The sequence below is a fragment of the Streptomyces sp. 11x1 genome (assembly GCF_032598905.1).
Taxonomy (GTDB): Bacteria; Actinomycetota; Actinomycetes; order Streptomycetales; family Streptomycetaceae; genus Streptomyces.
Genome location: NZ_CP122458.1, coordinates 10249365 through 10268149, shown reverse-complemented (window position 1 = coordinate 10268149; position 18785 = coordinate 10249365). Strand labels below are relative to the sequence as shown.

The window sequence follows — 18785 nt, the reverse complement described above, 5'->3', positions numbered from 1 at the left end:
GGGATGGGTCGAGAGGTGGGGACGGTTCAGTCGGCGGCGGGCTGGAGGAGGTCCCAGCGGTTGCCGTACAGGTCCTCGAAGACGGCGACCGAGCCGTAGGGCTCGTGGCGCGGCTCCTCCAGGAACCTGACGCCCACGGCCCGCATCCGGGCGTGGTCGCGGGCGAAGTCGTCGGTGTGCAGGAAGAACCCCACGCGTCCGCCGGTCTGGTCGCCGATCCGGCCGCGCTGCGCCTCGTCCTTGGCGCGCGCCAGCAGCAGGCCGCCGCCCTGCCACTCGCTCCCGGGCTCGACGACGACCCAGCGGGCGCCGTCGGGCCGCGGTTCGTCCTCCACGAGCCGGAAGCCGAGCGCCTCGGTGTAGAAGCGGATGGCCTCGTCGTAGTCGTCGACCACGAGGGTGACCAGGGCTATGCGTCTCATCGGGCCTCTCGGGTCGTTCGGGGTTCCCGGGAGGTTATACGTAACACGCATCGGACGGCAAGTGGCGTTCTTCCCGTACCTCCGGGCGGCCCCCGGCACGACGAGACCCCCCGCGATGCGGGGGGTCTCGGGGCCCGGGAGGGCGTAGGCCCGCGATCACTCGCCGGGCGACGCCTCGCGCAGGGCGGCGATGCACGTGCTCAGCGCCTGCTGAAGTTCCTCCAGGCGCTCCAGCATGTCGTCCTCGTAGATGGCGTCGAGGTCGACGGCGTCGTCGAGGGTCAGCTCCTCGAAGACCTTCGTCGCCTTCTGGAGGCTGCTGTAGAACTTGGTCCGCCGCTCCTGGACCCGCAGTTCGGGGTCGGACTCCACGGTCTGGACGACGAGTTCCTTGACGGTGTCGTAGGCCTCCGTCGCCCACTCGCCGGTGTCCTCGTCGTCGTCGAGCTCATCGATGAGGGACAGGTGCCGCTCGGCCTCGGCGCGCAGTTCGGCGGTGGCGTCGATGACCTGCCCGGCCGGGGTCTTGACCTGCCCGTTCTCCACGATCTGCCGGACGTAACCGATCCGGCTGGCCGCCTGGGTCTCGCTGGCTACGGCCTTCTTCAGCTCGTCGGTGCGGGCGATGTCGCGGGCCAGCTCGGTCTGGAGGGCCGGGTCCTCCTTGAGGCGGTCCAGCAGCGCTGTGCGCGCCGCCTGAGCGGTGGAGGGGTCGGCGAGGATCGCGGCGCGCAGTGCGGTGGGGTTCTCGGCGACCTCCAGCGCCTTGGTCGGGCGGATGCCCTCGGCCTCGGCCGCCGCCGTGATCGCGGTGCCCCGGTCGGAGGTCGCACTGGACCGTGAACTGTAGTACGACAGCCACACGTCCGCGTCCGGGAGGTCGACCTCCTCGCCGGGGGCCAGTGTCTCGAAGTGAGGGACCATGCCGTCGTCGGCCGCCCTGTCCCAGGCCTTGTAGTACCGCATGACCCGCTCCGGCGAGCATCCCGCCAGCTCGGCGAAGTGCTTCGCCGACACCTTCGGCGTCTCGCCCGCCAGCTCCCCGCCGGGCCGCACACTCCGCGCCACCTTCAGCGCGAAGGCCCAGCCACCGGTGCGCGCGTACACCCCGAACTCCCGTGCGTCGCGCGCGACTTGCTCGTCCACGACGTCGACCGGGGTGTCGTCGACGGTCTCCTCGGCGGTGACGTCGAGGCCGGACGGCCCGACCTTGTCGGGCGTCGGCCGCGCGGGAGCCGTCCCCCCGGCGGCCTGTGCGGGCACCTCGGGTGCGGGTGCGGCCTCGGAGGTCCGCGTCTCGACCGCTGCGGGCTCGACCCAGAAACCCTCGTCCCCGGTCGGCGCCGCGCCGGTAGCGGGTGTCTCGTCGGCGGGTGGTACGGCCGATGCGGAGTGGGCGGTGGCTACGCTCACGGGTGACTCTCCCGGGTGGTGACGAACGGCAGGGACAGAACTGGCAGCCTATATGAACCCGTTGATGCCGCTTTGCCTGGACGCCCGCCCCGGTCGTGGCCCGACTGCCGCAGTCTCCCACGCAGCCGGGCGTGCACGACCGGGTCCCCTCAGCAGTACAGGTTGCCGCCCGCCGACGTGCCGAGGATCTGGACGAACCGCTGGTACGCGCTGACCCGGCTCTGCACCTGCGCGGGGTTCTTGCCGTCACACTCCAGCGAGCCGTTGATGCTGCGGATGGTGTGCCCGAAGCCGGCGCCACCGACCATGGCGTTGTGGCCGGTCATGGTGCCGGGACCGGTCTGGGTGTTCCAATACCACAGGGCGGTCTTCCAGGCGACGGCCGCGTCGTTCTGGACCAGCCAGGGGTTGCCCAGCAGGTTCAGACCCAGCGCGTCGCCGGCCGCCTTGTAGTTGAAGTTCCAGCTCAGCTGGATGGGGCCGCGTCCGTAGTACGCCGCCTGTCCGGCCGGGCAGCCGTAGGGCCGGCCCCAGTCGCAGTAGGTGGGGTAGTTGGCGGTGTTCTGCTCGACGATGTGGACGAGGCCGCCGGTCTCGTGGTTGACGTTGGCGAGGAACGCCGCCGCCTCCTGCTTCTTGACGGTGTCGCTGCCCATGGTGGCGAAGGCGGGGTAGGCGCTCATGGCGGCCCGCAGACCGCTGTACGTGTAGAACGAATTCCGGTTCGGGAACATCTGGTTGAACTGCGCCTCGCTCACCACGAACCCGGAGGGGTTGGTGGGGCCGCTCTCGCAGGCGTACGGCTCCCAGTACCAGGTGCTGATGGTGGGGTCGTACCCCGGGTTGTCGTGCTCGGCGATGTACGCCCTGCCGTCGGTGTAGCGCACGATGTCGCCGGTGACGTAGGACCGGCCGGCCACCCAGCTCGCATAGCTCGAACAGGGAGCCGCGGACGCGCTCTGGGCGGGCAGCAACAGGGGGGTGGAACCGCCGATGACCAGCGCGGTCAGCAGGGCGGATATGCGGCGCCTCGACACGTGACCAACTCCTTCGTGGAGCACGGCCGCCCCCGGGCGAGGGCCCGGAGGCATGGCTGGGAGGCACCCCGCGCGCACGTGCCGGCGGTGCCGGCCACGGCGTGGGGGCGGCCGTGGTGGGGGTGTGGGGCACACTCAAGCGCGTTGGTCTGTACCAGTCAAGGGTGTAGACCAGTCAACTCCCGATCGCGCCGTGGGCGGTCGCGAACCTCGGCGCCCCGAACGGGCTTGACGACCCCTCCGGCGCGCGGGGACGACAATGACATCCGAACGCAGCCGCCTGGCCGCTTGCGTCCGAGGACCTGACAACAGGCCGACGTGGCGCAGGTCACACGTCATGCGAGGCGGATGGAGAACGTGTGATCTTCCGGTCCCGAAGATGTGATCTTCGGGACCCGGGCCGGGGAGAATCACCCCATGACCACGTCACCGCACCCTCTCGTCGTCCAGGCGCGCGGACTCGCCGCCGAGGTCCTCGCGCCCCAGGCGGAGCGCGTCGACCAGGAGGGCGTGCCCGCGAGCACCATCCAGGCGATCAAGCGGTCCGGGCTGCTCGGCGTGAGCGCGCCGGTGGCGTACGGCGGGGCGGGCGCGCCCGGCTCGGTGGCGCGGGAGACCGCCGAGATCCTGGCGGGGGCGTGCTGCTCCACCTGGTTCGTGCAGACCCAGCACCACACACCCGTCCTGACTCTCGCGAAGTGCGAACTCCCGGCCAGGGAGAACCTGTTGGGGAAGCTGGCCACCGGCGAGCTGCTGTCCGGCGTCGCGTACGCGCATCTGCGGCGCTATCCGCACGTCCCTGTCCGGGCGGTGCCCCGGCGTGGCGGCTGGCGGTTCCACGGCACGGTGCCGTGGTACACCGGCTGGGGCCTCAACGACGTGATGCTGTTGGCCGGCGTCACGGACGCGGACGAGGTGGTGTTCGCGTTCACGGAGGCCCGTCCGCAGACCGGGTTGCGGGCCTCGGCGCCCATGCGGCTCGCGGCGCTCACCGCCGCCCGTACGGTCTCGCTCCAGCTCGACGGGTTGTGGGTCCCCGACGACGCCGTGGCCCTGCACGCGCCGTACGAGTCGTGGGCCGCGAGCGACCGCCCCAAGCCGACGAACGCCTCGCCGGCGGTGTTCGGGGTCGCCGAGTCGGCCCTCGGCCTGCTCGACCAGGACGACCCCGCGACCAAGGCGCTCCGGCTGCGGCTCGACAAGGTGCGGCGGCAGGCGTACGCCCTCGCCGACCATCCGGCGCCGCACGAGCACATGGCGGAGCGGCTGGCCCTCAAGACGAAGGCGTTCGACCTGATGCGCACGGCGACGACCGCGGCGGTCGTCGCCGGTGGCGGACGCGCCATCGACCTGGACAGCCGCGCGCAGCGCCTGGCCCGCGAGGCGATGTTCCTCCTGGTGCAGGGCCAGACCCCCGAGGTTCGCCGCGCCCACCTCGCCTCGCTGTCGGCGGCGTACTGAACGGGCCGGGTCCGCGCGGCGCGTCAGCTCGCGAACGGCACCTGTGCCGCGGGCGCGGCCCGCGTGGGACTCCTTGATCCGCTCGGCGACCTCGTCGTGGCTGCCGACCAGGGCGGTGCCCGCCCCGCCGTGCACCAGGCCGATGCCCGCCCAGAGGTCGGGGTGGATCTCCAGGCCGTCGCGGCTGCCGCCGTGCAGGGCCAGCATGCGCCGCTGTCCCTCGGACCCGCTGCGGGCGAGTCCGGCCTGCACGGACCGGACCGTACGGTCTCGGGGTCGAAGCCGTCGAACGGTCGGTTCGCCTCCGCCCACGCCTGCGCGGCGGTGTCGCGGGTGATGGCGTGCAGCCGGATCCCGAAGCGGAGCGTGCGGCCCTCCTTCGCCGCCGGCTCCCTGATCCAGGCGATCTTCTTCGCGACCTCGGCCGGCGGTTCGCCCCAGGTGAGGTAGACGTCGACGTGCCAAGCGGCAATCTCCCCGGCGATCGGCGAGGAGCCGCCGATGTACACCTCGGGCACGGGGTCGGGCAGTCGGGCCAGCCTCGCGCCTCCGCGAGGGCCCCCGGCGATGCCGGCGTCGATCGCGGCGTGCAGCGACTGGGCCATGACTCCGTGCAGTTGCGGGCCCTCGAAGGTGAGGTGGTGCGGCAGGACCTTTCGCCCCGCACCCGTACCCACTCCAGACGGACGGTGCCGCTGGCCGTCGTGCGCCGGCCGAGGCCGTCCCAGTCGTCGATCACCGTGACGCCGGGGACACCCCGGGGCACGGCGACCGTGCCGCTGCTCATCCCGGTGATCCGTGACTTCCGCACCGACGGGGCGCGGACGCTGGGCGCCGGGCGGGTCATGACCCGGCCCGGGGCAGGCTCATGACCCGCCCCGGGCGAGATCACGTCTCACCGGCCGGCGTGGCGACCCGCCTCGTCGCGGTCCGCGACCTCGCCGTCCTCGGCCGTCCCGCCGCCGTCGGCCGTCCTGCCGCCGTCGGCCGCATCGCCGGAGCCCACCTTCCCCGGCCACCAGGCGCGCTCCCCGAGGTCCCGCACCAGTGCCGGCACCAGCAGCGAGCGCACCACGAGGGTGTCCAGGAGGACGCCGAAGGCCACGATGAAGGCGATCTGGGCGAGGAAGGCCAGCGGGATGACGCCCAGCGCGGCGAAGGTCGCTGCCAGGACCACGCCCGCGGAGGTGATGACCCCGCCCGTGCTGACCAGCCCGCGCAGCACGCCCTGACGTACGCCGTGCCGCAGTGACTCCTCGCGGACCCGGGACATGAGGAAGATGTTGTAGTCGACGCCCAGCGCCACCAGGAACACGAACCCGTAGAGCGGGACTGACGGGTCGGTCCCGGTGAAGCCGAACAGGTACTTGAAGACGAGGGCGGAGACGCCCAGCGTGGCGAGGAAGTTCAGGGCCACCGTGGCGACCAGCAGCACCGGCAGCAGCAGCGAACGCAGCAGGCCGATCAGGATGAGGAGGATGACGGCGAGGACGACCGGAACGATGAGCGTGCGGTCGCGCTCGGCGGTGCGCAGGGTGTCGTACTGCTGTGCCGTGTAGCCGCCGACGAGGGCGTCCGCGCCGGGCACGGCGTGCAGAGCGGTCCGCAGCCGGGCCACCGTCCGCTTCGCGGCGTCGCTGTCCGCGGCGGCGTCGAAGGTGACGTCCACCCGTACCCGTCCGTCGACGACCAGCGGCTCGGACCCGGGGCGGCCGGACTCGCCGACGGCCGCCGCCGAGGCGACTCCATCGGTGGAGCGGGCGGCGACGAGCACCGGCCCCAGCCGGTCCGCGTCCGCGACGACCACGGCGGGGTTGCCGGAGCCCGCGGGGAAGTGCTCGCCGAGGGTCTTCTGGGCGGCGACGGAGGGGGCGCCGCCCACGAAGGTCTCGTCGAGGGGGACGCCCTTGGAGGTCAGGGTCGGGGCGAAGGCGGCGCCGGCGAGGAGGACGACCAGGGTCACGGCCCACACCCGGCGCGGCCCGCGGTCGACGAGGTCCGCGACCCGCCGCCATACCCCCTCGCCGCGCCGCGCGGCGGCCGCACGGGCGCCCGGCCGGGCGGGCCAGTAGGCGGCGTGACCGAGGGCGACCAGGACGGCGGGCAGGAAGGTGAGCGTGGCGAGGACGGCGCAGCCGATGCCGATGGCACCGACCGGCCCGAGCGCCCGGTTGTTGGTGAGGTCGCTGAGCAGCAGGGCGAGCAGGCCGAGCGCGACGGTCGCGGCACTGGCCACGATCGCGCCCCAGGACTGCCGCAGCGCGGCCCGCATGGCCGTGAACCGGTCGGCACGGCCGGCGAGTTCCTCACGGAAGCGGGCAGTGAGGAGCAGGGCGTAGTCGGTGGCGGCGCCGATGACGAGGATGGACAGGATGCCCTGGACCTGCCCGTCGACGCGGACGACGCCCCGGTCGGCGAGGGCGTACACGACCGCGCAGGCGAGGCCCAGGGCGAACACCGCGCCGAGGATGATCACCAGGGGGAGCAGCACGCTGCGGTAGACGAGCAGCAGGATCACCAGCACGGTCAGGAGCGCCACGGCGAGCAGCAGGCCGTCGATGCCGGCGAAGGCGTCGGACAGGTCCGCCTGGCTCGCGGCGGGACCGGCCAGGTGGGCGGTGGTGCCGGGCAGGCGTTCGGCGGCGGCACGGATCCGGTCGAGGGTCTCGGGCAACCTGTCGCCGAGGTCGGGCCTGAGCGGGACCACTGCCCGCAGCGCCTCGCCGTCCCGCGAGAGGAGTGCGGGCGAGACCTCTCCCGTGACCCCGGGGGTGTCGGCGAGGGAGGCGAGGACGCGGTCGGCCGAGACGCGCCGCTCCGCGAGACCGTCGCCCGTCCACACGACGATCGCCGGCAGCGTCTCGTCCTGCCGGAAGGCCCGCTGGGCGGAGACGACCTCGGTGGATTCGGCGCTGCGCGGCAGGAACGCGACCTGGTCGTTGGTGGCGACCTCGCCGAGACGCCCGGCGTACGGGCCGAGGAGTCCACCGACGACGAGCCAGACGGCGATCAGCAGGAGGGGGACGAGCCGGCGGGCGCGTCGCGGGGTGGGGGACATGGTGCTCCAGAGTCGGGCGGAGTTGCATCGACGAGTGACCCAAACAGATGACTCAACGAAAAACAATCTCAATGATTGAGTTACTTCTCGACCTGATCCTAGAGGCCCGGCGCTCCCCCGGTTCAGCAGGGGGTTGGTCGACCCGGCGGGGGCCGCTTCAGCGGGAGTGCTCGGCGCCGGCGCCCGCGCCCAACTCCTCGTTCATCGCCGCGAGGAAGCGCAGGACGACGGCCAGCTCCTCGGCCGTGAACCGGGAACGCGCGGCCTCGGTCGCCGCCGCGAGGGGCCGGAAGTACGTACGGGCCGCCCCTCGCGCGTCGGCCGCGTAATACAGGTGCACCACCCGGCGGTCGGCGCTCTCCCGGACCCGGCGGACGTGCCCGGCGCGCTCCAGCCGGTCCACGCACGCGGTGACCGCGCCGGAGGTCAGCCCGAGGTGTTCACGCAGCCGCTTCGGCGTCATGGGCGCCTCCGCGTCCAGGATCGCCGCGAGCGCTTGGACGTCCGTCGCGTGCAGTCCGTGGTCGCCCGCGAAGGCGTGCACCAGCCGGTTGATTTCGCCGTTCATGCGGCGCAGCGCCACGGCGAAGGCGTGCAGGTCGGTCGGCGCCCCGGAGACGGCACCCCCGTCGTTCCCCGGCTGCCGAGCGGGATCGTTCACTGTGGCCACGCGGTCAGCGTAGTCGCCGTACCGATCACCCGAACGCGCGGCAATGCCCCCCCGGGCGCATCCGTGACCGCTGTCGCGGAGGAAGTGATGTCGAGGGCCGCGACACCGGACGCGGGGCGCGCGACCGCGTTCCGGCGGGCCGTGGCCCCGCGACCCCGCCGTGCGCGGCGGTCCGCCCGTGAGCGCCCGATCCGTATCCGTCAGATCCATCCGATCCGCCCAACCCGTCCGATCCGCCCAACCCGCTCGATCCCCTTACCCTTCCGCTCCCCCATCCGCTTCCCCATCCTCGGAGCCCGTCCATGAACGTCTCGGTCGTCCTGTTCACCTCCGATCTGCGGCTGCACGACCATCCGCCGCTGCGCGCGGCGCTCGACGGATCGCGGCAGGTGGTCCCGCTGTTCGTGCGCGACCGGGCCGTGGTCGCTGCCGGGTTCGCCGTGCCCAACCGGCTCGCGTTCCTCGCCGACTGTCTGCGTGACCTCGACGCGGGACTGCGTGAGCGGGGTGGCCGACTGGTGGTGCGTTCAGGAGACGTGGTCGAGGAGGTGTGCAAGGTGGCTGCCGAGGCGGACGCCGACGAGGTGCATCTGGCGGCCGACGCCGGCGCGTTCGCCCAGCGGCGTGAGGAGCGGCTGCGGCGCGCCCTGGAGGCCGAGGGCGTACGGCTGCACGTGCACGAGACGGTGACGACCGTCGTGGACCCCGGGGCGGTGACACCGGCCTCGTCGGACCACTTCTCGGTGTTCACGCCGTACTTCGGCCACTGGTCCCGGCACCGGCTGCGCGACCCGCTGGCCGCGCCGCGGACGGTACGGGTGCCGGAAGAGATCGGCTCGGAGGAACCGCCCTCACGGGCGGAGCTGTCCGGCCTGTCGCCGGAGCTGGCGACCGGCGGTGAGACGGAGGGCCGCGCACGGTTCACCTCGTGGCTGCGGTCCGGCATCGCGGCGTACGAGGACCGGCACGACGACCTGGCGGGCGACGCCACCTCGCGGCTCTCACCGCATCTGCACTTCGGCACCCTCTCCCCCGTCGAACTGGTCCACCGGGCGCGCGGGGCGGGCGGCCCGGGTGCCGAGGCGTTCGTACGGCAGCTCGCGTGGCGGGACTTCAACCGCCAGGTGCTGGCCGTGCGGCCGGCGGCCGCGTCCGTGGACTACCGGGCCAGGCACGACCGTTGGCGATCCGCTCCGGACGAGGTCGAGGCGTGGCGGGAGGGCCGCACCGGCTATCCGGTGGTCGACGCGGCCATGCGCCAGCTGCGCCACGAGGGCTGGATGCACAATCGCGGCCGTCTGCTGACGGCGAGCTTCCTGACCAAGACGCTGTACGTCGACTGGCGCGTGGGTGCCCGGCACTTCCTGGATCTCCTCGTCGACGGCGACGTGGCCAACAACCAGCTCAACTGGCAGTGGGTCGCGGGGACCGGCACGGACACCCGCCCCAACCGGATCCTCAACCCGGTCACCCAGGCGAAGCGGTACGACCCGGAGGGGGAGTACGTACGGCGCTGGGTACCGGAGCTGGCGGACGTCGCGGGGCCGGCGGTGCACGAGCCGTGGAAGCTGCTCGGGTTGGACCGTGCGGCGCTGGACTATCCGGAGCCGATCGTGGAGTTGGCCGAGGGACGGGAACGGTTCCTCCGGGGACGCGCATCCTGACGCTCCGGATCCCGAGGCGTCGGCTCTGGCGGCTCCGGCTCCCGACGAGCCGGATCGTCCGCCCCGGCGCCGGAAGACGGCCGTTGCGACCGTTCCGGCCGGTCCACCTGTCCCCGCAGCGCCGACAGCACCTCCACCGCGTCGCCCAGCGAGGACGGCCGGACGGTGCCGGGCGCGGGGTGCCCGTGCCAGCCGGGGCCGCCCAGCACGACGAGCGGCTGCCTGCGGGCGCCCTTCACACCCCAGCGCGCGGCGGCGACATGACGGGCGAGGGGCAGGCTCGCCGTGGAGCGGGCCTGGGCCCACAGGACGACCGCCACGGGGCCGAGCCGGTCGACCGCCGAGGTGAGCGCCTCGGCGGGGACGGCCGCGCCGAACATCCTGGTGGGCAGGCCGAGTTCGCCGAGGGCGGCGTTGAGGGCCTCCAGCGGGAGGGTGTGCTGCTCGCCCGGCACACACGCGAGCACGACCGGTCCGGGCGCGGTGGTGTCGGGCCGGGGTGCGGGCGGCCGGGTGTGGCGGCGCAGCGTGGTGGAGACGTGCCAGGACAGCAGATGCTCGACCTCGACGTAGCGGTCCCTGGAGGAGGCCCATTTGCGGCCCACCGCGTGCAGGGTCGGCACCATCACCTCCTGCCAGGCGACCGTCAGCCCGTACCGTTCGACGGCCTCGGCCAGCTGCTCCTCCACCGCCGGGGCGTCGAGGCGTACGGCGGCGCGGGCGAGGCCCCGGCACTCCCTGCGGAGGTCCCCCGGGGCCGTCGGGCCGGCGGCGCGGGACGGCCGGGGCCCGCCGTCCGGCGTCCGGGCACGTCCGGGGTCCTCCTCCACACTGCGGCCCCCGGCCCCCTCCTTCGCCGCGCGGGCCGCCTCCGCCGGTGGCACCCCCGCCGCGGTGAGCCGGCACATCGCCTCGACGACCGTCACGTCCCGCGGGGTCCAGCGCCGGTGCCGGCCGTCGGCGCGGACCGCGGGCCCGATGCCGTAGCGGCGGTCCCAGGAACGCAAGGTGGTCGGCGACACGCCCAGCCTGCGGGCCAGAGCTCCGCTGGTGAGTCCCGGATCGGCAGGGTTTTCCTCCCCGTATGCACCCATGCGGGCGACTATACGATGCAGAAGCGGTGCGAACTGGAGCCCGCTTCGGCGAGATCGCCGCCCTGCGCATCCGAAGGTCCGGTTCCCACGGAAGTGGCTGACGGGCGGGGCCGAACGACCGGGCCACTGCCGGTCGAGGGCGCGGCCCCGTCCAGGCCCGTCCCCGAGGTGCGGTCGGCGCCCCTCGGGGACGGCCGCCATCCCCATGGTCCACTCCACCCCGACCACTACACATAAAGGCAAAATAAGCGCAGAATGAACGTACGCGGCGCTTACCGCATACCCCACCAGACGCGGTCAGGCCTGCGGAGTTCAAAGGAGTCGACTCATGGCCAACGTCTCACACAGGAGTGACATCTCCAGTCACCCCGACGCACCCGAAATGCAGGCTCGGTACGCCCGCATGCTCGGCGGTCGCGACGTGGCGCTCGTGGACGGACCGGTGTTCCTGCTCGGTCTGTACTGCGCCGTGTCCCCGTGGATACTCCACTTCACCACGAGCCAGCCCGCGCTGGTGCCCCACAACCTCATCGTGGGCATCGCGATCGGACTTCTGGCCCTCGGCTTCACCGCCGCGCCGGAGAGGATGTACGGCCTGAGCTGGGCCATGGGCGCGCTGGGTGTCTGGATGATCATCTCGCCATGGATCGTGGGCGAGAGCCCGGACGCCGGTGTCGTGGTCAACAACATCATCATCGGCTGCCTGACCCTGCTGCTGGGGCTGATGTGCGCCGGCGTCGCCGCCAAGGGCGGCACCCGAGGGGGCCGCACCCCGTAGGGGTGACCAGAACGCCCGCGAGGGGTAACGGCGGCCGATCCGCTCAGGCGGACCGGCCGTCGCCGTTCATCCTCGGGCGGCCGCCGCCGTTCCCGGTCGGGCGATCCGCCGCTCATCCTCGGGCCGGCACCTTCCACGGCTCCTGCGGCAGGACACGGCCGGTCTCCAGCAGCGACTTGAGGTTGGACAGCACCGCGGGCCAGCCGAAGGACACCTCGGCGAGCGCGCCTTCGTCCTGGAGATCCTCGTGGGTCACGGTGAGCCGCACGATGTCGGCGTGCGGCTCGATGTCGAAGGTGACCCGCGAGTAGGTCTCCTCCTTGCCCTCGCCCCCCGGGGAGGCCCAGGTGGTGACCAGCCGGGTCGGAGGCTCGCTCACCACGACCGTGCCGACGACGTCCTCGACACCGGAGCCGTCGGTGCGGACATGGGCCCAGCGCGAGCCCTGCCGCCAGTCCGACTCGTTGCGGTGCCCCCAGTAGTCGGCGGTCAGATCCGTGCTGGTCAGCGCCTCCCAGACCTTCTCGGGCGTGCTCGCGATGTAGGTGACGTACACGAATGTGGGCTTGTCGGTCATGGCTTCCTCGGCTCGTCGTTTCACGGCACCGAGCGCTCTCAGCCGGGGGCGCTCGAACTTGTCGATCCACCGCTCCTGCATCTCGTGGAGCGGGACCGGATTGAGGTAGTGCAGCTTCTCCCGCCCCCGCCGCACCGTGCTGACCAGGTTGGCGGCCTCCAGGACACCCAGGTGTTGCGTCACCGACTGCCGCGCCATGTCGATCCGCGCACACAGCTCGCCCAGGGTCTGCCCGTTGTGTTCGTGCAGCCGGTCCAGCAGCCTTCTGCGGGTCTCGTCGGCCAGCGCCTTGAAGACCTTGTCCATGCCGGGATCGCTCTCTGATCGCACACCCCACGTTATGCAGGTAATTACCTGCATTTCAATTGTCGAGGGCGCGCCGCACACTGTCGCGGTGAGCCGAACCTTCAGCGCCCTGGTGACCTCGGGTGCGGACCTGCTGGGCGTCACCGGCCCCTTCCCCGTCGATGTCCCGTGGTGGGCCGAGGTCAAGCCCGTCGTGGAGCGGCTGGAACGCGCGCTCGGGGTGGCCGTGTACGTGGTGCGGCTGCTGCGTGTCGACGGCGGTGAGGGCGGGCGCGACGGGCATGTGACGTACCACGTCGAGGCGTTGGAGCCTCCCGCCCCAGGCAGCCCGGCGCTCCGCCCCGCGGATCGGGGGACGCGCGCCCTGCTGGAGACGGACAACGCCTGCGCTCCCCGTGGGCACGCGCAGACGGGCTGCGTGAACTGCTCGGCTGGGCCTCGCGGACCCTGGCCGCGCTGGGGCGGCCGGTGACCGGACCGGTCCGGCAGCGGCGGACCTGGAACCTGGCGGGTCTCTGCAGGCTGCCCACCGGGCAGGGGCCGGTCTGGCTCAAGGCGACACCGCGCTTCGCATCCGACGAGGCCGCCGTCATCGCCGCGTTCGCCCGCGTCGACGCGGGACTCGTCCCGACGGTCCTCGTCGCCGACGAGCGCCGGATGCTGCTGGAGCACGTCCCGGGAGAGGGCTGCTGGGCGGCCGACGCCGCGACGGTCGAGGCGGGAGTACGCCGTACGGTCGCCGCGCAGGCCGCCCTGGCCGGCCGCGAACCGCCGCGTCTCCGGGACCGGCGGGACCCGGTCCTGACCGAGCTGGTGCGTGACCTGCTCGACGGACCGGCCGCACCGGACCTCACCGCACAGGAACAGGACAGGGCACGCGAGTTGACGGGCCGCTGGGAGCGGCTCGCCGAGTGCGGCCTCCCCGCCACGCTGGTGCACGCCGACTTCCACCCGGGCAACTGGCGCGGTGACGGCCGGTCACCGGTCGTCATGGACTTCGCCGACGCCCACTGGGGCAACCCCGTACTGGACTGTCTGCGCCTGTACGACTTCCTCCCCGAGGCGGTACGCGGCACGGCCGTCCGGGTCTGGGCCGACGCCTGGAGGACCCACGCCCCGCGGAGCGACCCGGCCCGCGCACTGGCCCTGGCCGAGCCACTGGCACACCTCACGTACGCCGTGCGCTACCAGGAGTTCCTCGACGGCATCGAGCCCTCGGAACGGCCGTACCACGAGGGCGACCCGGCGGCGGTGATCCGCAGGGCCCTGCACTGCCAGAGACATCCCGGCCTCGGTTTCACGGAGATGGTGGACTAGATGGATCGTGCCGAGGTGCTGCTCATCGGCGGCCGGGCCGGGGTCGGCAAGTCGACCGTGGGCTGGGAGATCTCCGACCGGCTGCGGGTCGCCGAGGTCCCGCACGCCCTCATCGAGGGCGACTTCATGGGGCAGGTGCACCCGGCGCCCGCGGACGATCCGCAGCGCGCCGCGCTCGTGGAGCGCAACCTCACCGCAGTGTGGGGCAACTACGCTGCCCTCGGTCACCGTCGGCTCGTCTACACGAACACCCTGAGCGTGCTCTCCGGGACGGCCGACACCTTCCGGCGGGCCATGGGCGCCGACGTCCGGATCGTGCGGGTGCTCCTGACCGCCTCGGACGAGACGACCGAGCGACGGCTCCGGGGGCGGGAGATCGGCTCCGAGCTGGAGCGGGAGCTGACCGGCAGCGCGCGCAAGGCACGACTGCTGGACGAACGGGCGCCGGCGGACACCGTCCGTGTCCCGACGGACGGGCGCACCGTCATGGACATCGCGGCGGAGGCGCTCGCCGTCACGGGATGGGTGCCGGGCCCGTGAAGAAGGTGAAACGGAAACGGACTGCACTCGCGTTCGAAGGGCACTCGCACGGTTGCGGAGATCCCGACGACAAGGGGCGGAGTTCAGATGGAGATCGACGGCATCATCAGCGCCATCGTCATCGGCATTGTCATAGGTGTGCTCGGCCGGCTCGTCATACCGGGTCGGCAGCGCATCGGCATCCTGCTGACGATCCTTGTGGGCATCGTCGCCGCGCTGATCGGCAGTGCGATCGCGGCGGGGATCGGTGTGGCCGACACCGGCGGCGTCGACTGGGTCGAGTGGCTGATCCAGATCGCCCTGGCGGCCCTGGGAATCGTGGCACTGGACCGCGGCCGGGCTCGCCGCTGAGCGGCCCGGGAGCGACGACGGGCGCCTGCGCACGTACGGAATCTCGTTGCGGGTGATCGCGCCCGGCGGCTAGCGTCGCCGGGCGCCGCCGTTCGCCCGTCGACCTTCCCGGAGGGCCGTTGTCCCCGCGCGTCACCCATCTCACCGACCCCGCCGTCACCCCGTCGAGCCGTCGGCTCGTCTGGCTGGCGACCGGCGAGGACGGCACCCCCCTCGGGACGGCCTTCCTGCGGCTGTTCACCAAGGAGGGGCAGACCCATCTCGCGGAGCTGGAGGTCTCCGTGCACCCGGCCGAGCGGCAGCGGGGTGTCGGTACGGCGCTGCTCGACGCGGCGATCATCTCGGCCCGGGACGACCGGCGCCGCGCCGTCGTCGCCCAGGCCGACCGGGGCTCCCCCGGCGACGCGTTCCTCGCGGCGCGTGGTTTCCGCCGGGTGCTGACCCTGACGTACGCCCGGCTCGAACTCTCCGAAATCGACCCGGACCGCATCACCCGGATACTCCAGCAGCCCTGCCCGGGCTACCACTTGACCCGGTGGACGGGCGTCGTACCGACGTCGCTCGCCCGCACCTACGCCGCCTCGCGCCGCGCGATGGACGACATGCCGATGGGCGACACCGACTACGGCAAGGTCGTCTGGGACGTCGAGCGGGTCGTGGCGGCCGCCGAGGCGATCGCGCGGCGCGGCGACACGCTGTACACGGTGGCCGCCGTACACACGTCGAGCGGCACGATCGTCGGCTTCTCGGAGCTGGTCCTGCCGGGTGACGGAAAGGGCGAGGGGCAGCACTACGGCACCGCGGTGCTGCCCGAGCACCGGGGCCACGGCCTCGGGCTGCGGATGAAGGCGGAGGCGATCCGCCACGCCCACGCCCTGGCCCCGGACCTGGCCCTGCTCACCGACACCGCCGAGGAGAACGTCCCCATGCGCCAGGTCAACGACGCGCTCGGCTACCGGCCGACGCACACGGCGACCGAGTACCAGCTCGACCTGTGACCGGCGCTCAGGCAGCGGCCGCGCTGCCCACCGCGTACTCGTACGGCGTGGTGGTCGTGAGCGGCTCGAAACCCAGACGGGCCAGGATCGGGCGGCTGCGGGCCAGCGCGTCGACCTGGACGTAGCGGTAGCCGCGGTCGGCCGCGACGCGGGCGCGGTGGGCGACCAGGGCCCGGTAGACGCCCCGGCCGCGCCAGCCCTCGACGGTGCCACCGCCCCAGAGCCCGGCGAAACGGGTGTGGGGCAGCAACTCCATCCGGGCGGCGCTCACCGGTACGTCCCCGGCGAGGGCCACGACGGCCACCACCGTCTCGGTGTCGCCGGTGAGTTGGGCCAGCAACTGGTGGCGCATCCGGGAGCTGTCCGTGCCGAAGGCCTTCTCATGGACGTCGGCCACCAGGTCCACGCCCGCGCGGTCGGTGACCGGCAGGATCCGCACGCCCTCGGGCGGCTCGACGTCGAGGGTCAGGTCGGCGACCTCGGCGACCATCAGCGTCTCCTCCGGAGCGGGCGTGAAGCCGGCCGCGCGCAGGCGTCTTCCCAGGTCGACGGGGAGATCGTGGCCGTACAGCTTCCATTCGAAGTCGCGTCCGAGCCCGGAGAAGTACCGGATCTGCTCGGTGATCGCCGCGTCGGCGCCCGCCTCGTCGAGGTCGGACCAGACGACACCGCTCCAGCCCTGCTCGGAACCCACCTGGCGCACCACTCCGCCCACGCGCTCGATCCGGGCCCCGGGCCCGTCGGGGCGGGCCCCCTCTCGCATGTCCCGGTCGAACAGTGCCAGCACCGCAGCGTGATCCATGGTGCTCACTCCATCACCAGTCGTTCGCCCTGGCAACGGAATTCATCCGCTTTCTCACCACCCGGTGGTGCTACGGGCGGGCCCCGGTGCCCAAGTCGGTCGGGCGGGTGGGAACGCACCGGCGGTTCCACGCCAAAACCATCGGTCATGTGGTCGAGGACGACTGGGACCGGCGGGACGGGGCAGGCGGTCCGGGTTCAGTCGTCGTTTCGTCCGGAGACCTCTCAGCGATGCCCGAAGACGTGGTGCAGCACACCCGCCCCTCCCCCGCCGCCCCACCCGAGGGGAAGGCGCCCCGGGCGGGGCGGACCTCGCGGGACCCGTACTTCGACAACGCGAAGTACCTCACCATCGTCCTGGTGGCCTGCGGGCACGCGTGGGAGCCGCTGACGTACGGCAGTCGGGCGGCCACGGCCGCGTACCTGACGGTCTACGCGTTCCACATGCCGGCCTTCGCCGTGATCTCCGGGTATTTCTCGCGGAGTTTCGACATGGCGCCCGGCCGGCTGAAACGGCTGCTGACGGGCGTGACCCTGCCGTACGTCGTGTTCGAGACGGCGTACACGCTCTTCTACCGGTGGGCGCAGGACGACCCGGGCTATCCGCTGAGCCTGCTGGACCCCTGGTACGTGATGTGGTTCCTGGTCGCGCTGTTCATCTGGCGGCTGACGACACCGCTGTGGCTGATGCTGCGTCACCCGCTGCCGGTCGCGCTGGGCCTGGCGACGCTGGCGGCGGTCTCACCCGATCTCGGCGGCGACGTCTCCATCCAGCGGGTGCTGGGTTTCCTGCCGTTCTTCGTGCTGGGCCTGACCCTGCGGCCCTCGCATTTCGAACGGCTGCGCACGCGCCGGGTACGGCTGTCGCTGCTCCCGGTCGGTCTGGGAGCGCTCGTGGTGGCGTACTGGGTGGCCCCGTGGTTCGACGCGGGCTGGTTCTACCACCGGGGCAGCGTCACCGGCCAGGGCGTCACCCGCTGGGCCGGCCTGCTGACCACGCCCGCCCTGTTCGCTCTGGCGGTGCTGCTGACGGCCTGCTTCCTGGCCTGGGTGCCGGGTCGGCACCTGTGGTTCACGGCGCTGGGCGCGGGCACGATGTACGGCTATCTGCTGCACGGCTTCGTGATCAAATGGGCGCGTTTTCGGGACTGGTACGCCGTCGAGTGGCTGCACACCCCGCTCGGGGAACTCGCGGTCACGGCGGTGGCGGTCGGCGGCATCACGCTGCTGTGCACCTCCCCCGTACGGGCCGTGCTCCGCTGTGTCGTCGAGCCGCGCATGGAGTGGGCCTTCAGGAAGAGCGACGCCGCCCCGCCGGGCGACGCCGCTCCCGCCTCCGCGGAGGGCCGACGCGAGGCTTCCGCGGAGGCCCGGCGGGAGGCCCCTAGCCGAGCTCCAGGGTCGTGACCCCGAAGACCCGCTCCGCCGCGTACGGCCGGATCGGGCCGGTGTACATACGGGCCGTCTCGAAGGACGGGGTCAGCCCGTACTCCTCGACGAGCGCCACGGCGGCCGTGTTCGGCTCCGGCACGTCGACGGCCAGCTCACGGCCGTCGGCCTCGGCGGCGAGCCCGGCGAACAGCGCGCGGGCGTCCGCGGCGGTGTCGGCGAACAGGGGGCCGATGCGCAGGGCGTCCCGGCCGGGCCGGATGACGCCGTAGCCGGTGAGCCGCCCGTCGACGATCCGCGCGAGGGCCCGGTGTCCGTCGGCGGTCAGCCAGCGCTCCAGGAAGCGGGGGCGGTCGGCCGGGTGGCAGGCGTTGTCGTACGCCGCGAGGAGCCGGGCGTCGTCGACGGGCCGTACATCGCCCGATACGGCGGTCCGCGGCACCACGCCGGAGTACCGGAAGGTGCGATGGGCGGGCTCGAAGCCGGACTGGCGGTAGTTGTCCTGCTGCGCGACCACGCCGTCGAGGCCCACGGTGCGGTCGCCCGCGTGGGCGAGCGCGGTCTTCCAGGTGGTGCGGCCGTGGCCCCGGCCGCGCAGGTCCGGGCGGACCAGGTAGAAGCCGAGGAAGGCGTAGTCGTCGCCGTAGGTGACGACGGAGACGGCGGAGACCGGTTCCCCGTCGAGCCGGCCGATGAAGAAGCCCTCGGGGTCCTGTGCGAAGAAGCACGCCGGGTCCGACAGGCCCGGGTTCCAGCCCTCGTCCCCCGCCCATCGGGCGACCACCGCCCAGTCGTCGACGCCGGCCCGGGTGACGACGAGGTCCTGATGGCCCGGAGAGGTCATCTCTGCGCTCCTTCGCTGAGGTCGCGAGTGCGGCCGCCGTGCGACCGCGGGCGACGGTGGTCGGC

19 protein-coding genes and 1 pseudogene are annotated in these 18785 nt (G+C 72.8%); 10 read left to right on the top strand and 10 right to left on the bottom strand.

All coding sequences use genetic code 11. The features are described 5' to 3' along the window. Positions 1-26 precede the first annotated feature (26 nt). From P8T65_RS45190 to P8T65_RS45180, 3 genes are all read right to left on the bottom strand, one after another. Entirely contained in the window at positions 27-422 is a 396-nt protein-coding gene (locus P8T65_RS45190; protein ID WP_316731228.1) for a VOC family protein, read from the bottom strand. Positions 423-578: 156 nt separating this feature from the next. Further along, positions 579-1835 (bottom strand): hypothetical protein, encoded by a 1257-nt coding sequence (locus P8T65_RS45185; RefSeq protein ID WP_316731227.1) that lies wholly within the window; start codon positions 1833-1835, stop codon positions 579-581. 149 nt (positions 1836-1984) lie between these two features. Further along, a complete protein-coding gene (locus tag P8T65_RS45180; RefSeq protein ID WP_316731226.1) occupies positions 1985-2872 on the bottom strand; it encodes a glycoside hydrolase family 19 protein in 888 nt (295 codons plus the stop codon). 417 nt (positions 2873-3289) lie between these two features. On the opposite strand from P8T65_RS45180, the gene P8T65_RS45175 reads away from it, so the two are divergent. Further along, positions 3290-4333, top strand: coding sequence for an acyl-CoA dehydrogenase family protein (locus P8T65_RS45175; RefSeq protein ID WP_316731225.1), 1044 nt, complete (start codon positions 3290-3292; stop codon positions 4331-4333). Positions 4334-4396: 63 nt separating this feature from the next. Here the strand turns inward: P8T65_RS45175 and P8T65_RS45170 are convergent. After that, positions 4397-4878: pseudogene (locus P8T65_RS45170) on the bottom strand (LLM class flavin-dependent oxidoreductase); the annotation flags it as partial. Between the two features lie 42 nt (positions 4879-4920). On the opposite strand from P8T65_RS45170, the gene P8T65_RS45165 reads away from it, so the two are divergent. Continuing rightward, positions 4921-5205, top strand: a complete 285-nt coding sequence (locus P8T65_RS45165; protein WP_316731224.1) for a hypothetical protein — start codon at positions 4921-4923, stop codon at positions 5203-5205. Positions 5206-5228: 23 nt separating this feature from the next. Here the strand turns inward: P8T65_RS45165 and P8T65_RS45160 are convergent, their stop codons facing one another. Together P8T65_RS45160 and P8T65_RS45155 are read right to left on the bottom strand one after the other, a co-directional pair. Continuing rightward, on the bottom strand, positions 5229-7391 hold the full coding sequence (locus tag P8T65_RS45160) for an MMPL family transporter (RefSeq protein WP_316731223.1): 2163 nt from the start codon (positions 7389-7391) through the stop codon (positions 5229-5231). A 157-nt stretch (positions 7392-7548) separates the two neighbouring features. Next, complete coding sequence (locus P8T65_RS45155) at positions 7549-8052, bottom strand: MarR family winged helix-turn-helix transcriptional regulator (protein ID WP_316731938.1); 504 nt, start codon at positions 8050-8052, stop codon at positions 7549-7551. A gap of 311 nt (positions 8053-8363) precedes the next feature. Here P8T65_RS45155 and P8T65_RS45150 point away from each other — a divergent pair, with 311 nt between their 5' ends. Continuing rightward, positions 8364-9725 (top strand): deoxyribodipyrimidine photo-lyase, encoded by a 1362-nt coding sequence (locus tag P8T65_RS45150; RefSeq protein WP_316731222.1) that lies wholly within the window; start codon positions 8364-8366, stop codon positions 9723-9725. Here the strand turns inward: P8T65_RS45150 and P8T65_RS45145 are convergent. Then, complete coding sequence (locus tag P8T65_RS45145; protein WP_316731221.1) at positions 9659-10819, bottom strand: cobalamin B12-binding domain-containing protein; 1161 nt, start codon at positions 10817-10819, stop codon at positions 9659-9661. The two genes, P8T65_RS45150 and P8T65_RS45145, sit on opposite strands and share 67 nt — an antisense overlap. Positions 10820-11147: 328 nt before the next feature. Between P8T65_RS45145 and P8T65_RS45140 the strand changes: the two genes are divergently transcribed. Beyond that, positions 11148-11597, top strand: coding sequence for an SPW repeat protein (locus tag P8T65_RS45140; RefSeq protein WP_215452235.1), 450 nt, complete (start codon positions 11148-11150; stop codon positions 11595-11597). A gap of 112 nt (positions 11598-11709) precedes the next feature. Here P8T65_RS45140 and P8T65_RS45135 read toward each other — a convergent pair whose 3' ends face one another. Next, entirely contained in the window at positions 11710-12480 is a 771-nt protein-coding gene (locus P8T65_RS45135) for a metalloregulator ArsR/SmtB family transcription factor (protein WP_316731937.1), read from the bottom strand. Between the two features lie 88 nt (positions 12481-12568). Here P8T65_RS45135 and P8T65_RS45130 point away from each other — a divergent pair, with 88 nt between their 5' ends. From P8T65_RS45130 to P8T65_RS45110, 5 genes are all read left to right on the top strand, one after another. After that, complete coding sequence (locus P8T65_RS45130; RefSeq protein ID WP_316731220.1) at positions 12569-12952, top strand: hypothetical protein; 384 nt, start codon at positions 12569-12571, stop codon at positions 12950-12952. Next, on the top strand, positions 12949-13797 hold the full coding sequence (locus tag P8T65_RS45125; protein ID WP_316731219.1) for an aminoglycoside phosphotransferase family protein: 849 nt from the start codon (positions 12949-12951) through the stop codon (positions 13795-13797). Before P8T65_RS45130 ends, P8T65_RS45125 begins: the two co-directional genes overlap by 4 nt. Then, positions 13798-14337: a hypothetical protein gene (locus tag P8T65_RS45120; protein ID WP_316731218.1), complete on the top strand. Its 540-nt coding sequence runs from the start codon at positions 13798-13800 to the stop codon at positions 14335-14337. It begins immediately after the preceding gene. Between the two features lie 87 nt (positions 14338-14424). Continuing rightward, positions 14425-14688: a GlsB/YeaQ/YmgE family stress response membrane protein gene (locus tag P8T65_RS45115; RefSeq protein WP_316731217.1), complete on the top strand. Its 264-nt coding sequence runs from the start codon at positions 14425-14427 to the stop codon at positions 14686-14688. 119 nt (positions 14689-14807) lie between these two features. Continuing rightward, positions 14808-15686 (top strand): GNAT family N-acetyltransferase, encoded by an 879-nt coding sequence (locus P8T65_RS45110; protein ID WP_316731216.1) that lies wholly within the window; start codon positions 14808-14810, stop codon positions 15684-15686. 7 nt (positions 15687-15693) lie between these two features. Here P8T65_RS45110 and P8T65_RS45105 read toward each other — a convergent pair whose 3' ends face one another. Continuing rightward, on the bottom strand, positions 15694-16488 hold the full coding sequence (locus tag P8T65_RS45105) for a GNAT family N-acetyltransferase (protein ID WP_230217761.1): 795 nt from the start codon (positions 16486-16488) through the stop codon (positions 15694-15696). A 230-nt stretch (positions 16489-16718) separates the two neighbouring features. On the opposite strand from P8T65_RS45105, the gene P8T65_RS45100 reads away from it, so the two are divergent. Next, positions 16719-17894 carry an acyltransferase family protein gene (locus P8T65_RS45100; protein WP_316731215.1) on the top strand — a complete coding sequence of 392 codons (1176 nt, stop codon included), beginning with the start codon at positions 16719-16721 and terminating at the stop codon, positions 17892-17894. Here the strand turns inward: P8T65_RS45100 and P8T65_RS45095 are convergent. Continuing rightward, on the bottom strand, positions 17872-18720 hold the full coding sequence (locus P8T65_RS45095; protein ID WP_316731214.1) for a GNAT family N-acetyltransferase: 849 nt from the start codon (positions 18718-18720) through the stop codon (positions 17872-17874). The two genes, P8T65_RS45100 and P8T65_RS45095, sit on opposite strands and share 23 nt — an antisense overlap. Between the last annotated feature and the right edge of the window lie 65 nt (positions 18721-18785).

Bases quoted from the DNA above. Each gene is read 5' to 3' on its own strand.
- P8T65_RS45190 (WP_316731228.1), bottom strand. From the start codon at position 422: ATGAGACGCATAGCCCTGGTCACCCTCGTGGTCGACGACTACGACGAG.
- P8T65_RS45175 (WP_316731225.1), top strand. From the start codon at position 3,290: ATGACCACGTCACCGCACCCTCTCGTCGTCCAGGCGCGCGGACTCGCC.
- P8T65_RS45160 (WP_316731223.1), bottom strand. From the start codon at position 7,391: ATGTCCCCCACCCCGCGACGCGCCCGCCGGCTCGTCCCCCTCCTGCTG.
- P8T65_RS45150 (WP_316731222.1), top strand. From the start codon at position 8,364: ATGAACGTCTCGGTCGTCCTGTTCACCTCCGATCTGCGGCTGCACGAC.
- P8T65_RS45145 (WP_316731221.1), bottom strand. From the start codon at position 10,819: ATGGGTGCATACGGGGAGGAAAACCCTGCCGATCCGGGACTCACCAGC.
- P8T65_RS45140 (WP_215452235.1), top strand. From the start codon at position 11,148: ATGGCCAACGTCTCACACAGGAGTGACATCTCCAGTCACCCCGACGCA.
- P8T65_RS45135 (WP_316731937.1), bottom strand. From the start codon at position 12,480: ATGGACAAGGTCTTCAAGGCGCTGGCCGACGAGACCCGCAGAAGGCTG.
- P8T65_RS45120 (WP_316731218.1), top strand. From the start codon at position 13,798: ATGGATCGTGCCGAGGTGCTGCTCATCGGCGGCCGGGCCGGGGTCGGC.
- P8T65_RS45115 (WP_316731217.1), top strand. From the start codon at position 14,425: ATGGAGATCGACGGCATCATCAGCGCCATCGTCATCGGCATTGTCATA.
- P8T65_RS45105 (WP_230217761.1), bottom strand. From the start codon at position 16,488: ATGGATCACGCTGCGGTGCTGGCACTGTTCGACCGGGACATGCGAGAG.
- P8T65_RS45100 (WP_316731215.1), top strand. From the start codon at position 16,719: ATGCCCGAAGACGTGGTGCAGCACACCCGCCCCTCCCCCGCCGCCCCA.
- P8T65_RS45095 (WP_316731214.1), bottom strand. From the start codon at position 18,720: ATGACCTCTCCGGGCCATCAGGACCTCGTCGTCACCCGGGCCGGCGTC.